This window comes from Collinsella sp. CLA-JM-H32 (genome assembly GCF_040098165.1).
Lineage (GTDB): Bacteria > Actinomycetota > Coriobacteriia > Coriobacteriales > Coriobacteriaceae > Collinsella.
Map to the genome: position 1 here is coordinate 1 of NZ_JBBNMZ010000015.1, position 13,058 is coordinate 13,058.

Genomic DNA, 13,058 nt, shown 5'->3' on the forward strand with positions numbered 1-13,058 from the left:
CGCAGGCGGCCGGGCAGCGCGGCGTCGAGCTCCTCGCGGGCGTCCTCGAGCTCACCGTACTCCTCGACCAGGGGCATGAGCTCGTTCACCCGCTCGACGATGCGGCGCTGCTCGGCGAGAGGCGGAACTGGGACCAGAATGACGTTCAATGACTTCTGATTAGTCTTTGGCATTTTGACACGCGTATCACCCTTAAGCGTCTCCTCAGTGAAGAAATTGCTGAGGAGAACCGTGAGGACATATTCAGGTTGCAGCTTGGTGTTGAGCGGATACATATCCGCACTACACAGCCCATCAAAAGGGGCGATAACCGCCTTTCGAAGAGCTGGACGAATCTTCGAATAGAGAATCTGTCCTGCAGAGAACAGGTGATTGGCGCTCTTAACCTCGTCGGCCTTAACACTATGACAGAACAAGAGCTTTCCGGTGCCTTTTTGGATGTTGTCAGGCGCGATATGAGGAAAGTCCTGATATTTCAACGGGTCGACCAAACGCGCTGCAATTCCAATGACTTCACTAAATCTCGCCCAGGCCCAGCTTTCCGGAATCCCAAACGGAACCTCGTCCGCGATGCACTTGTCGCTCAGAACGCGTCCCTTAGTGTCCACGTGCTTCTCATAGGGGGAGCCATCGGAACCGGATTGGCTTTCAACTGTATTCGCGACAAGCGTTGTAAAATCTAGTGAGACGAGCATCCCGGTTGCTCCAGTGCTTCGATGCTCTGGTCTTTGGCGCCTTTCGTTCAGTGGAGGACTGACCGCAAGCGGCGTAAACAAGAAAGGGGACAATCGCAAATGAAAGCAACCGAGGCAAATCTACTCGACCTTATGGGCGTGGCGAAGATGCAGTTCGTCATTCCCGTGTACCAGCGAGTTTACTCGTGGAGTGTAAAAGAGTGCGAGGTGCTTTGGGATGACGTCATGCGAGCGGGTCGTGATGGCGTATCGCACTTCGTGGGGTCAATGCTTTATATCCCCGAGTCCGAGAGCTCTGCCACGAGCATTTCGCGCGTGCTTCTGATTGACGGACAGCAGCGCATGACGACGTTTTCGTTGATGATTGCAGCTTTGGCTGACTATTTGGAGAGCAACCCCGACAAGGCTGGCTTCCTTGGCGACCTCAAAATCTCGGTGCTGAGGAAAAATTACCTCTTTAACGATGACGACTACAACGGTCTGGCACGCTACAAGCTGGTGCTCTCGCAGGACGATAAAGAGACGCTGTTCTCCATCGTGTCTGGGGCTCCCGTGCCAGATGAAAAATCGGATCGCATTGTCGAAAACCATGCGTTCTTCCGTGAAAAGATGCACGGGAAATCATTCGACCCTGCAAGGCTTTGGGCGGGGCTAAACCGCGTGCAGGTCATCGACACTAAGCTCACCGCTGGCGTTGATAATGCCCAGCTCATATTTGAGTCCATGAACTCCAAGGGCAAGCCGCTCACGCCCATTGACCTCATCCGTAACTACGTTCTAATGTCGCTTCCCAACGACGAACAGACCAAGCTTTATGAGGGTTATTGGCATCCACTCGAGTGCTTGTTCGGAAAAGGCGGCGAGGACGAGTTCAATGCATTTATCTGGTACTGGCTGTGGCTTAAAGTTCCCAATAGGATGCCGAAGGAGAACGAGGCCTACTACGAGTTTAAGCGCTATTTCGCCGACGACTACGATGGTGACACCGAGGGCCTGCTTAAGGAGCTGCGCGGGTATGCACATAGATACGCCAGTCTGTTCCTTGGTAAGGAGAAGGACGACGGACTGCGCCGAGTGTTCGGCAGAATCGTAAGCCTCGACGTGAAGCAGATAAGGCCCCTCTTAATGTTGCTTTATTCGGTTTACGAGGGGAATGGACTAGACCGCAATGCGTTTTTACGTATCTGCGAGACTATCGAGTCGTTTCTGTTCAGGCGAGCGGTTTGCGGCAGACTTACCACGGGCCTAAATAATTTCTTTGCCGGCATGTATCGCAATCTCGAGCAGCAGGACGATATCGAGGAGTACGTTACGGCGATGCTCCTTATCCACAGCAGCGGTATGACCGCATACTTTCCGACAGACGAGCATTTTGTCGAGGAGTTTAAGACGCGTGACTGCTACAACCGCTTCTCTAAAAAGCGCTATTACCTGGAACGCATGGAGAACTGGCACCACCCGAAGGAGTCCATCTCAGCCGACGATTACCAGATCGAGCACATCATGCCCCAGACGATCGATGATGAGCACGGCTGGAAGGAATCGCTTGGTGAGAATTGGGAAGACGTCCACGACAGGCTGTGCAACAACTTGGGAAATCTTACGCTGACGGGATACAACCAGGAGTACTCAAACCGGTCGTTCTCGGACAAGCTCAATCTGCCTGACGTCGGATTTAAGTGCAGCCCGCTCTACCTAAACAAATCGATTGTCTCGCATGAAAAATGGGGTGAGGAAGAGATTGGGCAGCGCGCGGACGAGCTGGCGAAAGAAGCGTGCGAGATATGGAAGTATCCCGACCTCCCGGCAGACGTCGTCGACAAGTACCGTCCTTCTCGCGGGGAGTCTGACGAGGCGCCTATTTGGACTCTGCAGGAGAATCACCCCACTTTTGCCGAAGGCGGACTCAACCAGAAGCTTTTCGATGAGGTGCGCGAGTCTGTTCTGAGTGGTAATCCTTCGTGGGAGTCCTATATAGCCAAGTACTATGTAGGACTCAGGTCGGGCAAGCGAAAACTGCATGCCGTGCTAGAAGGCAGGACCAGCAACGGTGGTTGGATCGCCGTTGGCCTGGCAAAGAGCGTGGACGACCTAATTGATCCAGAGGACATGTGTCAGGACAAACGCGCACAGGGCGGATTTGGCCCGGGCTTACCCACTTACGTTGCGCTTCGGAACGCCGATGACATTCCTGCGGTGCTCGATCTCATAAAGCAGTGCTAGGTTGAAGGCCGGGAATCTAATTCCCGGCCCTTGCCAGCTCAAAATCGTCGATGGCCCATTCGCCCGTCTACGCCCCCACAATCCCGCGAGTCGCTTGATTTGGTTTACGGCCCTCAGTTTTCGGCATCTGTTACTCGTCGTCTCCGTCGTTGGGGTCGCCCTTAAGGGTGTTGATGTCCAGGTACTGGTTATCGTCCTCTTTTTGCTGGGTCTCCGACTCCGCTTGGGTGGGGCCGCGGAACAGCTGGAATCCCTCAAACGCAATGATACCGAGCAGGGCAATGATAATGGCGATAAAGGTAACCTTGACTGCCTGCGGAAATTCCGAGAAACGCAGCGCCTTTTCCTCGGCGTAATAATCGGCGAAGCGCTCTTCGCCCGTGCTTTTGGTATAAGCCGGCGCGGACGCGGCCTCCGGATCATATTCCGGTGCGGGCGTGGCAGCGTACGGATCGTTGAGATAATCGCTCGATGCGGTGCCATAATCCTCGGTCTCGATGCGACCGTTGCCAGCATAGCCATCGGAATAATCGGAATATGCCGCACCGCCCTCATAGTCCGCGGCGCTCGTGTTGGCGGCAAAAAGCGGGTTAACTGGAACATCGAGCGCCAGCATGCCGGTAGAGGTCTCATCCAGATCGGCTGCAGCCCAGGAATCATGGCCAACCTGATGGGCAACGGGCTCATCGAGCCGTGTGACCGGAGGCTTGCGTGCCGCAGGAACGGGCAACTGCTGGGCGCTGTACATAACGGTGCTGTCGGCCGATTTGCCCTGCGTCGCCGCAGCGAGAAATGCCGCCGTCTCGGACGGGTCGCTTGCGGGGCGGGGAGCGGTCGTGGGCGCCGAAGTGGGTGCGGGCGTAGGCGCGGGCGTCGAAACAGGCGACTGCGCAGGAGTCGGCGCAGATGCGGACTTAGGTGCAAGTGCGGGATTGGGGCTTGACGGGCGAGCCCCGCCGCCCATGAGTTCGTCGGCGGTCCACGGGCGATCATCCATCACGTCGTCAAGGCTCAGCGAAAACAGGTCGTCTTCACCCTCATCGAACATGCGGTGCACATGTCCACCAATTGCCGGAATCAATCCGCGACCGGTGCATGATGCCTTGCTCAACGCCATTCTGTTCCATCCTTTCGAAATACTAATGACATCGATTATATGGAACTTCCCAAGCTGCTCGGTCTTGGATTCGTGCTTTCCAGAACTCGCGCCCAAAAGGGGAGGGGCAATCCAGGCGAGCGCTTACTTGTCGCCGGCCGCCGCCTTGGCCTCATTGAGGTAGCTATAGAAGCTGTACTTGGAGATGCCAAAGAACTCGCAGGCGCGCTCGCTCGACTTGGAAATGAGGAAGGCGCCGCGACGGTCGAGGTAGCCAATGGCACGAATGCGCTCGTCTTTGGTCATGAGTGCCGCGGGCTTGCCCACAAACTGCTCGCACTCGTGCAGCAGGTCCTCGAGCAGGTCGCCGATGTTCTTGGTAATGGGCTCGGGCTCGGTATAGCCCGTGCCGCCGGTGCCGGTAAAGGCGTCGAGCGAACGCTCAAAAGCCTTCATGAGCGTAATGTCAAAGTTGATGCCCAAAATGCCGACGGGCTTGCCCTCGTCGTTGCGGATAAAGATGGTAGAGGACTTGAGCAGCTTGCCATCGGTGGTTTTGGTGAGGTATGGCTCGCGGTCGTGCACGTCGTTGGTGCCCTCGTGCATGGACTCAAACACGATATGGCTGGGGCCGTCACCCAGTTTGCGCCCGCTGACGTGGCCGTTTTCGATCACTACGATGGAGTGGTCCACGTCCTCGGTCTCCAGATCGTGGACGACGACTTCGCAGTTGGGGCCAAATTGGAGCGCCAGGCCGTGTGCGAGGCGCTTGTAAAACTCAATCTGTGCGGGGGTCATGGGTGCCTTCCTAAAAATTAGTTTGGGCACACTTTGCCATAAACCACACTTGACCGCAAACAAATCCATCAACAAGGCAATTCATGACCGTTCGGCGGCGGAAAAGTACCGATTACGGTAACAAACAATTCGTTAGGTATGCCAATCAAAAAGTGTGATAGAACATTACTAACAAACTTTTTGTTTGGCATCCACATAAAAGTTCAGCCGTGTGAATGGGATCGGGCTGAAACGCGTATGCGGGGGCCGGCAAGAGAGGACTTAAGGAGTTCACCGTATGGCCGATAAGATCCAGTGGGCGGGCAACACGATGCCCAAGAGCGATGACAAGCACTTGGGAATCATGAGCCTCGACCACGTGAAGAAGGCCCGTGCCTTCCACCAGTCGTTCCCTCAATATACCGTCACTCCGCTTGCCCGTCTGGACGGTCAGGCTGCGCGCCTGGGCCTGTCCAACCTGTGCGTTAAGGACGAGAGCTATCGCTTTGGCCTCAACGCCTTTAAGGTTCTGGGCGGCTCGTTTGCCATGGCCAACTACATTGCCGATGAGACCGGCAAGGACGTTGCCGACTGCACCTTCGATTACCTGACTTCCGATCAGCTTGCCAAGGACTTTGGCCAGGCCACCTTCTTTACCGCCACCGACGGCAACCATGGCCGCGGCGTGGCATGGGCTGCCAACAAGCTGGGTCAGAAGGCCGTCGTGCACATGCCCAAGGGTTCCACCAAGCCCCGCTTCGACAACATCGCCGCTGAGGGCGCCACGGTGACCATCGAAGAGGTCAACTACGACGAGTGCGTGCGCATGGCCGCCGCCGAGGCCGACGCCTGCGAGCGCGGCGTCATCGTTCAGGACACCGCCTGGGAGGGCTACGAGAAGATCCCGTCTTGGATTATGGAGGGCTACGGCACCATGGCTTCCGAGGCTGCCGAGCAGCTGCGCGAGATGGCCATCAACCGCCCGACGCACGTCTTTGTCCAGGCCGGTGTAGGCTCGCTCGCCGGCGCCGTGGTGGGCTACTTCACCAACCTGTATCCCGATAACCCGCCCACCTTCGTCGTGGTTGAGTGCGCGCCTGCCGCCTGCCTGTACAAGGGCGCTGCCGCCGGCGACGGTGACCCGCGCATCGTGGACGGCGACATGCCCTCCATCATGGCCGGTCTGTGCTGCGGTGAGCCCAACATCCTGGGCTGGGATATCCTGCGCAACCACGCCACCGCCTTCGTGTCCTGCCCCGACTGGGTCACCGCTCGCGGCATGCGCACCCTGGGCGCTCCCGAGAAGGGCGACCCGCGCGTCATCTCCGGCGAGTCCGGCGCTGTGACCACCGGTCTGGTCGAGACTCTCATGCTCGATCCCGAGTACGCCGAGCTCAAGGAACTCATCGGCCTGGACAAGACGAGCTCCGTGCTCTGCTTCTCCACCGAGGGCGATACGGATCCCGACCAGTATCGCCGCATTGTTTGGGAAGGCGAATATCCCACTTGCTAATCGTTGGGGCGGAGTAAATAGGTATCGCTCCGCCACCTCAAAGGTAGATTCCTTCGTTTGAAAGGTTATGAACAATGGCTAAAGAACTCGATTTCGACGCTATCAAGGCTGCTGCTGAGTCTCATCGTGCTGATATGACTCGCTTCCTGCGCGCTATGATCTCCCATCCCTCTGAGTCCTGCGAGGAGGGTGAGGTTGTTGCTTGCATCAAGGCCGAGATGGAGAACCTTGGCTATGACGAGGTCAAGGTCGACGGCCTGGGCAACGTTATGGGCTTTATGGGCGAGGGCGACAAGATCATCGCCATCGACTCCCACATCGACACCGTCGGCATCGGCAACATCGAGAACTGGGATGCCGATCCCTACGAGGGCTACGAGACCGATGAGATCATCTACGGCCGCGGCGGCTCCGACCAGGAGGGCGGCATGGCTTCTGCTACCTACGCTGCCAAGATGATGAAGGACATGGGCCTCATCCCCGAGGGCTACAAGATCATGGTCGTCGGCACCGTCCAGGAAGAGGACTGCGACGGCATGTGCTGGCAGTACATCTACAACAAGGACGGCATTAAGCCCGAGTTCGTCATTTCCACCGAGCCCACCGACGGCGGCATCTACCGCGGTCACCGCGGCCGCATGGAGATCCGCGTCGACGTTCACGGCACCTCCTGCCACGGCTCCGCTCCCGACCGCGGCGACAACGCCATCTACAAGATGGCCGACATCATCGCCGACGTCCGCGCCCTCAACAACAACGGCTGCGACGAGTCGACCGACATCAAGGGTCTCGTCAAGATGCTCGACCCCAAGTACAATCCCGAGCACTTCGAGGATGCCCGCTTCCTGGGCCGCGGCACCTGCACCGTCAGCCAGATCTTCTACACCAGCCCCAGCCGTTGCGCCGTGGCCGACTCCTGCGCCATCTCCATCGACCGTCGCATGACCGCCGGTGAAACCTGGGAGTCCTGCCTGGACGAGATCCGCAACCTGCCGGCTGCCAAGAAGTACGGCGACGACGTGAAGGTCTCCATGTACATGTACGACCGTCCGTCCTGGACCGGCGAGGTCTACGAGACCGAGGCTTACTTCCCCACGTGGATCAACAAGGAGACCGCTCCGCACGTCAAGGCCCTCGTCGACGCCCACAAGGCCATGTTTGGTGACGAGCGCATCGGCTGTGAGCCCAGCATGGACAAGCGCACCGGTCGCCCGCTGTGCGACAAGTGGACTTTCTCCACGAACTGCGTCTCCATCCAGGGCCGCTACGGCATCCCCTGCGTGGGCTTTGGCCCGGGTGCCGAGTCTCAGGCTCATGCTCCCAACGAGGTCACCTACAAGGACGACCTGGTCACCGCTGCCGCCATGTACGTGGCTGCCCTGAACCTCTACGATCCGAGCCAGGCCGATGGCGACGCCACCGTGTTCCGCGCCGGTCTGACCAACAACAAGATCGATTAGTCCCATTCCTCGATTTTGTTGAGCCGGGGGCCGCTCGTGTCCCCGGCACCCCCTGTTGACTTGGGGCCCGCGGTCGTTATCTCCCATGCTTCCTCAACGGTGGCGGGTCCTCGTCATGGTGCTCTGCATGTTCTAGCCACACGCGCATGCCGGAGCACATCTACTCACTGCGATCGTTTCATCTTTAGAAAGGACATTTCCATGGACGCTAAGTTTACCGAGCTCGTCGAGCAGCTGAACGGCCTCGATTTTAAGGGTATGTACGGCAGCGACTTCCTGCACACCTGGGACAAGACTACCGATGAGCTCAAGGCTCTCTACATCGTCGCCGACGCCCTGCGCGAGCTGCGCGAGAACAACGTCTCGTCCAAGATCTTCGACTCGGGCCTGGCCGTCTCCCTGTTCCGCGACAACTCCACCCGTACGCGCTTCTCCTTCTCTAAGGCCGCCAACCTGCTCGGCCTTGAGCTGCAGGACCTGGACGAGAAGAAGTCCCAGATCGCTCACGGCGAGACCGTCCGCGAGACCGCTACCATGATCTCCTTCATGGCCGACGTCATCGGCATCCGCGATGACATGTACATCGGCAAGGGCGACGCCTACATGGCCGAGGTCTCTGAGTCCGTGCAGCAGGCCTACGAGGACGGCGTTCTGGATCACCGTCCCACGCTCATCTCCCTGCAGTCCGATTCCGACCACCCCACGCAGTCCTCTGCCGACATGCTCTACCTCATCAACGAGTTTGGCGGCCTCGAGAACCTCAAGGGCAAGAAGGTTGCCGTCACCTGGGCCTATTCGCCCTCTTACGGCAAGCCGCTGTCCTGCCCGCAGTCGCTGATCAGCCTGCTGCCCCGCTTTGGCATGGACGTCACCCTGGCTCACCCCGAGGGCTATGACCTCATGCCCGAGGTCGTCGAGCGCGCCAAGGGCTACACCGCCGAGTCCGGCACCACCTTTAAGCAGGTCAACACCATGGCCGAGGCCTTCGAGGGCGCCGACATCGTGATTCCCAAGAGCTGGGCTCCGTTTGCCGCCATGGAGAAGCGTACCAATCTGTACGCCGAGGGCGACGACGCCGGCATCGCTGCGCTCGAGAAGGAGCTGCTCGCCCAGAACGCCACCCATCAGGACTGGTGCTCCACGACCGAGCTCATGGAGAAGACTGCCAACGGCCAGGACACCATCTTTATGCACCCGCTGCCCGCCGACATCTCCGGTGTCTCCTGCGAGCACGGCGAGGTTAACGCCGACGTCTTCGACATGCACCGCGTGGGCATGTACAAGGAGGCCAGCTACAAGCCGTACGCCATCGCAGCCATGATGTTCCTGCAGAAGGTTGCCGATCCCGCCGCTACCCTCAAGGCCCTCGACGAGCGCAACACCGCCCGTTGGTTCCAGGCCTAAAGCCGGGTTGAGGTAAGCCATGTAAAGGGGGCGCTCTGCCAACCGGCGGGGTGCCCCTTTTTTGCATCGCGGGCGTGCGGGATAAGCGCTTTCGATGTGGATGCCCGCGGCGCGAGTTATGGGTACGATGGTTTCAGGGGAGGTATCACCATGAAACTTGGATGCGTCATTATGGCATCGGGCGAGGGCAAGCGGTTTGGCTCTAACAAGATGCTTGCCGATATCTATGGCGAGCCGCTGATTGCCCGGACCATCGATTCGGTTCCCCGGGGCTTTGACGTCGTGGTTTCGACGCGTTGGCCCGGGGTCGCTCAGATTTGCGAGGACAAGCATTGCCCGTGCGTGCTGCATGATAGCGAGCTGCGTAGCGAAAGCGTTCGTGCGGGCCTTTCGTGGGGAGTCGAACGCAACTGGAAAGGTTGCCTCTTTTTGCCGGGCGACCAGCCGCTCGTGAGTTCGGATTCTTTTGAGGCTATGGTTCGTGCATTTGACGAGCGTGGCCGCAAGCATCCGGTGCGTCTTGCGTGCAACGGTGAGCCTTCGAGCCCGGTGCTCTTTCCGGCGGAACTGTTCGATGCACTTATGTGTCTTGAGGGCAAGGACGGCGGCGGTTCGATCCTCAAGGACCGTACCGACGTGGTGCTGGTCGAGGCGCGTGCCTACGAGCTGTGGGACGTCGATACCGCCAAGGGACAGCAACGCATAACGGAGCATATCGCCGCCTGCTCGTATTTTGATCGCGTGGCCAACTGCATCAATCAATAAGGAGCAATTATGATCATCATCAAAAACGGCGCGCTCGTGACGCCACAGGGGCTTCGCCGCGCCGATCTTGCCATGGAGGGCGACAAGATCGTGCGGATTGCCGCGGCGATTGAGCCGGGCGAGGACGATACCGTCCAGGACGCCACGGACTGTTGGGTGTTCCCCGGCTTTATCGACGGCCACACGCACATGCAGTGCTGGACTGGCATGGATTGGACAGCCGATAGCTTTGAAACCGGCACGCGTGCGGCTGCCTGCGGCGGTACGACGACCATCGTGGACTACGCGACGGCCGATCGCGGCGTGACCATGCCCGACGCCCTTGCCGAGTGGCATCGCCGTGCCGACGGAACCTGCACGGCCAACTACGCCTTTCATATGGCACTCGCCGAGTGGAATGAGCGCAACCGCGCCGATCTCGCGGCTATGCGCGAGGCGGGCGTATCGTCGTTTAAGACCTACTTTGCCTACGACCACCTGCGCTTGGACGATGCCGAGACACTCGAGGTGCTGGAGGAGCTCAAGCACCTGGGCGGTATCCTGTGCGTGCATTGCGAGAACGGCACGCTGGTGAATGAACTTCAGAATCGCGTGTACGAGCAGGGGATTCATGGACCCGAGGGGCATGCGCTCAGCCGTCCGGACGTGTGTGAGGCCGAGGCCGTGAGCCGCCTGCTGTATCTGGCGCACCTGGCCGGCGACGCCCCAGTCAACGTGGTGCACCTTTCGACCAAGCTGGGGCTCGAGGCCATTCGCGCTGCCAAAGCGCGCGGGCAGAAGAACATCTATGTCGAGACATGCCCCCAGTATCTGATGCTCGACGACACCTGCTATCTGGAGCAGGGCGAGGACGGCTTTGCGGGCGCCAAGTACGTGATGAGTCCGCCGTTGCGCCATGCCGGCGACCGTGCGGCCCTGCGCGAGGCGCTTGTGGCCGGCGAGATCGATACGATTGCGACCGACCACTGCAGCTTTAACCTGCACGGGCAAAAGGACCGCGGGCGCGACGACTTCCGCGCGATTCCCAACGGCGGGCCCGGCGTGGAGCATCGCCCCGTCGCGATTGCCACGAGCTTTGAGGGCCAGCTGGGCCCCGAGGACCTCTGCCGCTTGATGAGCGAGAACCCGGCGCGCGTCTTTGGCATGTATCCGCGCAAAGGCTGTCTTGCCGAGGGCTCCGATGCCGACGTGTGCGTGTGGGATCCGTGCGCGCGTTGGACGATCAGCGCCGCGACACAGCATCAGGCCGTGGACTACACGCCGCTCGAGGGCTTTGAGGCACATGGCCGCGCCAAGGCCGTGTTTGTGAACGGCGTGCTGGTGGCACGCGACGGCGAGCCCACCGGAGCCCAACCCGGCCGCTACGTGCCCCGCTAACAGGGGGAGTGCCGGACCCCCCCCTCCGCAGTTGCGGTGAAATACGGACTGTTTGCGGCCGTCGGGCGGCCAAACAGTCCGTATTTCACCGCAACTGAGGAGATGGGGCCGGCTACTTGAGGCTGCTGGCGACGACGGGGCGGTCGAGAGCTGCCTCGAAGCGGTCGGCCATCGTGGGGTCGCTGAGCGTGTCGACTTGGTTGAGCATGACGCGTGCGGTGCTGAGTTTCAGCGCCTGCATCTCGGCATTGAGCACCTGGGCGACGCGCTCGGGCGTGGCGATGTCGGTGAGCTCGCAGCCGCAACGCTCGCAAAAGAGCTCGGGGCGGTGGACGGCTTCGTTGATGGGCTTGCTGAGTCCCGAGGCGCCGACGAGCCAGACAACGTTTGCCGTGGCGGCGGGAATTACCGGCTCCCAGGCGGCATGCGCCTTGAGCGGGAGTCGCTTGCTGCCGTCCGCCTCGGCCAGGACGTAGTCAAAGCGCTGCGCCAGCTGGTCGAGCGGCTCGGCAGGGGAGGAGAGTTTGCCCGTCTCCGGGTCCAAAACACCCGCCTGGCAGATACTTCCGCGGCTCATGCCCGCGCATGCCTCGCAGGTGCAACCGGGGACATGCGAGGTGCCTGGCTTCCAAGGCGCGGCGTCCAGGCGACGATTCGACCCGTCCCATGGCACGCCGGCAACGGGAAGCATATGCGTGGTGGTGCAGAGGAGCACGCGGCCGCCAGCGCGCATGAGCTCGAGACCCAGCGCCTTCAGCAAGGTCGACTTGCCGCCGCTGCCGATAATCGCGGTAATGCCCGGCTTGATCCTGAGCGCCGAGGCAAGATTGCCGCTAACCGTTTCCATCTGTTCACCGCCGTATAATACTGTGATAATAAATAATCATCAGAGTAGCGGTCGAACCGCTTTTGCTCTGCTCAAACCGTAGCACAGGGAGGTGCCCCGGGAATGCTCGTTTATGTTCGCGGCGCCGGCGATATTGCCACGGGCGTCGCCGCCCGTTTGGTGCGCGCCGGCGTGTCGGTCGTTATGGCCGATATCGCGGTTCCCACGTGCATCCGCCGCACAATCAGTTTTTGCGAGGCCATTCGCCTGGGCGAGGTCCAGGTCGAGGGCATTCGCGCTCGCTTGGCGCAGACGCCGGCAGAGGCGCTTGCAATTACCGAGGCCGGAGACGTCGCCGTCGTGGTAGACCCCCAGGCCAAGATGCTCGATGAGCTTAAACCCGCTGCCGTGGTCGACGCGATTTTGGCCAAGCGCAACCTGGGTACCACGCGCGACATGGCGCCTGCCGTCATCGCCGTGGGGCCGGGCTTTACCGCGCCGGTTGACTGCGACGCCGTGGTCGAGACCATGCGCGGGCATTTCTTGGGCCGTGTCATTATCCAAGGTTCGCCCCAGCCCAACACGGGCGTGCCGGGCATTATCGCCGGCTATGGCAGGGAGCGCGTAATCCACAGCCCCGCCGCCGGCGTGTTTCGGTCCGACCGCGCAATCGGCGACATCGTGCGCGCCGGAGACGTGATTGGCTACGCGGGCGATACGCCCATGCGCACGCAGATCGATGGCTGTCTGCGCGGGCTTTTGGCGAACGGCGTGCAGGTGACCGAGGGCTTTAAATGCGCCGATGTCGATCCGCGCGGCGATGCCAGCTATATCAACTACATTTCGGACAAGGCGACGTCGGTCGGCGGCGGCGTGCTCGAGGCACTCGCTATGCTCACCGATATCTTTAGAGGATAGAAGG

11 protein-coding genes are annotated in these 13,058 nt (G+C 60.2%); 7 read left to right on the forward strand and 4 right to left on the reverse strand.

From position 1 onward, the window contains the following. A partial coding sequence (locus tag AAA021_RS08705; RefSeq protein ID WP_349088906.1) for a restriction endonuclease subunit S occupies positions 1–608 on the reverse strand: 608 nt, incomplete at its 3' end. Between the two features lie 186 nt (positions 609–794). Between AAA021_RS08705 and AAA021_RS08710 the strand changes: the two genes are divergently transcribed. Continuing rightward, a complete protein-coding gene (locus AAA021_RS08710; protein WP_349088908.1) occupies positions 795–2,918 on the forward strand; it encodes a DUF262 domain-containing protein in 2,124 nt (707 codons plus the stop codon). A gap of 130 nt (positions 2,919–3,048) precedes the next feature. Here AAA021_RS08710 and AAA021_RS08715 read toward each other — a convergent pair whose 3' ends face one another. Together AAA021_RS08715 and AAA021_RS08720 are read right to left on the reverse strand one after the other, a co-directional pair. Then, positions 3,049–4,035, reverse strand: coding sequence for a hypothetical protein (locus AAA021_RS08715; protein ID WP_349088909.1), 987 nt, complete (start codon positions 4,033–4,035; stop codon positions 3,049–3,051). A gap of 123 nt (positions 4,036–4,158) precedes the next feature. After that, the gene (locus AAA021_RS08720; protein WP_349088910.1) at positions 4,159–4,812 is read right to left on the reverse strand and encodes a helix-turn-helix transcriptional regulator; all 654 of its coding nucleotides are present in this window, start codon (positions 4,810–4,812) and stop codon (positions 4,159–4,161) included. Between the two features lie 277 nt (positions 4,813–5,089). On the opposite strand from AAA021_RS08720, the gene dpaL reads away from it, so the two are divergent. The 5 genes from dpaL (at position 5,090) to hydA (ending at position 11,310) form a co-directional block, all read left to right on the forward strand. Further along, a complete protein-coding gene (dpaL, locus tag AAA021_RS08725) occupies positions 5,090–6,304 on the forward strand; it encodes a diaminopropionate ammonia-lyase (protein WP_117769413.1) in 1,215 nt (404 codons plus the stop codon). A gap of 74 nt (positions 6,305–6,378) precedes the next feature. Beyond that, entirely contained in the window at positions 6,379–7,764 is a 1,386-nt protein-coding gene (locus AAA021_RS08730; protein WP_117821229.1) for a YgeY family selenium metabolism-linked hydrolase, read from the forward strand. Positions 7,765–7,965: 201 nt separating this feature from the next. Continuing rightward, positions 7,966–9,168, forward strand: a complete 1,203-nt coding sequence (ygeW, locus tag AAA021_RS08735; RefSeq protein WP_118259146.1) for a knotted carbamoyltransferase YgeW — start codon at positions 7,966–7,968, stop codon at positions 9,166–9,168. Between the two features lie 150 nt (positions 9,169–9,318). Continuing rightward, the gene (locus tag AAA021_RS08740) at positions 9,319–9,933 is read left to right on the forward strand and encodes a nucleotidyltransferase family protein (protein WP_349088912.1); all 615 of its coding nucleotides are present in this window, start codon (positions 9,319–9,321) and stop codon (positions 9,931–9,933) included. A gap of 9 nt (positions 9,934–9,942) precedes the next feature. Next, positions 9,943–11,310 (forward strand): dihydropyrimidinase, encoded by a 1,368-nt coding sequence (gene hydA, locus AAA021_RS08745; protein WP_349088913.1) that lies wholly within the window; start codon positions 9,943–9,945, stop codon positions 11,308–11,310. A 112-nt stretch (positions 11,311–11,422) separates the two neighbouring features. Here hydA and yqeC read toward each other — a convergent pair whose 3' ends face one another. Further along, positions 11,423–12,157 (reverse strand): selenium cofactor biosynthesis protein YqeC, encoded by a 735-nt coding sequence (gene yqeC / locus AAA021_RS08750; RefSeq protein WP_349088914.1) that lies wholly within the window; start codon positions 12,155–12,157, stop codon positions 11,423–11,425. 102 nt (positions 12,158–12,259) lie between these two features. On the opposite strand from yqeC, the gene yqeB reads away from it, so the two are divergent. Continuing rightward, positions 12,260–13,054 carry a selenium-dependent molybdenum cofactor biosynthesis protein YqeB gene (gene yqeB / locus AAA021_RS08755; RefSeq protein WP_349088915.1) on the forward strand — a complete coding sequence of 265 codons (795 nt, stop codon included), beginning with the start codon at positions 12,260–12,262 and terminating at the stop codon, positions 13,052–13,054. Positions 13,055–13,058 lie beyond the last annotated feature (4 nt).

Excerpts from the sequence above, each read along its gene's own strand:
- AAA021_RS08710 (WP_349088908.1), top strand. The coding sequence starts at position 795 with ATGAAAGCAACCGAGGCAAATCTACTCGACCTTATGGGCGTGGCGAAG.
- AAA021_RS08715 (WP_349088909.1), bottom strand. The coding sequence starts at position 4,035 with ATGGCGTTGAGCAAGGCATCATGCACCGGTCGCGGATTGATTCCGGCA.
- AAA021_RS08720 (WP_349088910.1), bottom strand. The coding sequence starts at position 4,812 with ATGACCCCCGCACAGATTGAGTTTTACAAGCGCCTCGCACACGGCCTG.
- dpaL (WP_117769413.1), top strand. The coding sequence starts at position 5,090 with ATGGCCGATAAGATCCAGTGGGCGGGCAACACGATGCCCAAGAGCGAT.
- AAA021_RS08730 (WP_117821229.1), top strand. The coding sequence starts at position 6,379 with ATGGCTAAAGAACTCGATTTCGACGCTATCAAGGCTGCTGCTGAGTCT.
- ygeW (WP_118259146.1), top strand. The coding sequence starts at position 7,966 with ATGGACGCTAAGTTTACCGAGCTCGTCGAGCAGCTGAACGGCCTCGAT.
- AAA021_RS08740 (WP_349088912.1), top strand. The coding sequence starts at position 9,319 with ATGAAACTTGGATGCGTCATTATGGCATCGGGCGAGGGCAAGCGGTTT.
- hydA (WP_349088913.1), top strand. The coding sequence starts at position 9,943 with ATGATCATCATCAAAAACGGCGCGCTCGTGACGCCACAGGGGCTTCGC.
- yqeC (WP_349088914.1), bottom strand. The coding sequence starts at position 12,157 with ATGGAAACGGTTAGCGGCAATCTTGCCTCGGCGCTCAGGATCAAGCCG.
- yqeB (WP_349088915.1), top strand. The coding sequence starts at position 12,260 with ATGCTCGTTTATGTTCGCGGCGCCGGCGATATTGCCACGGGCGTCGCC.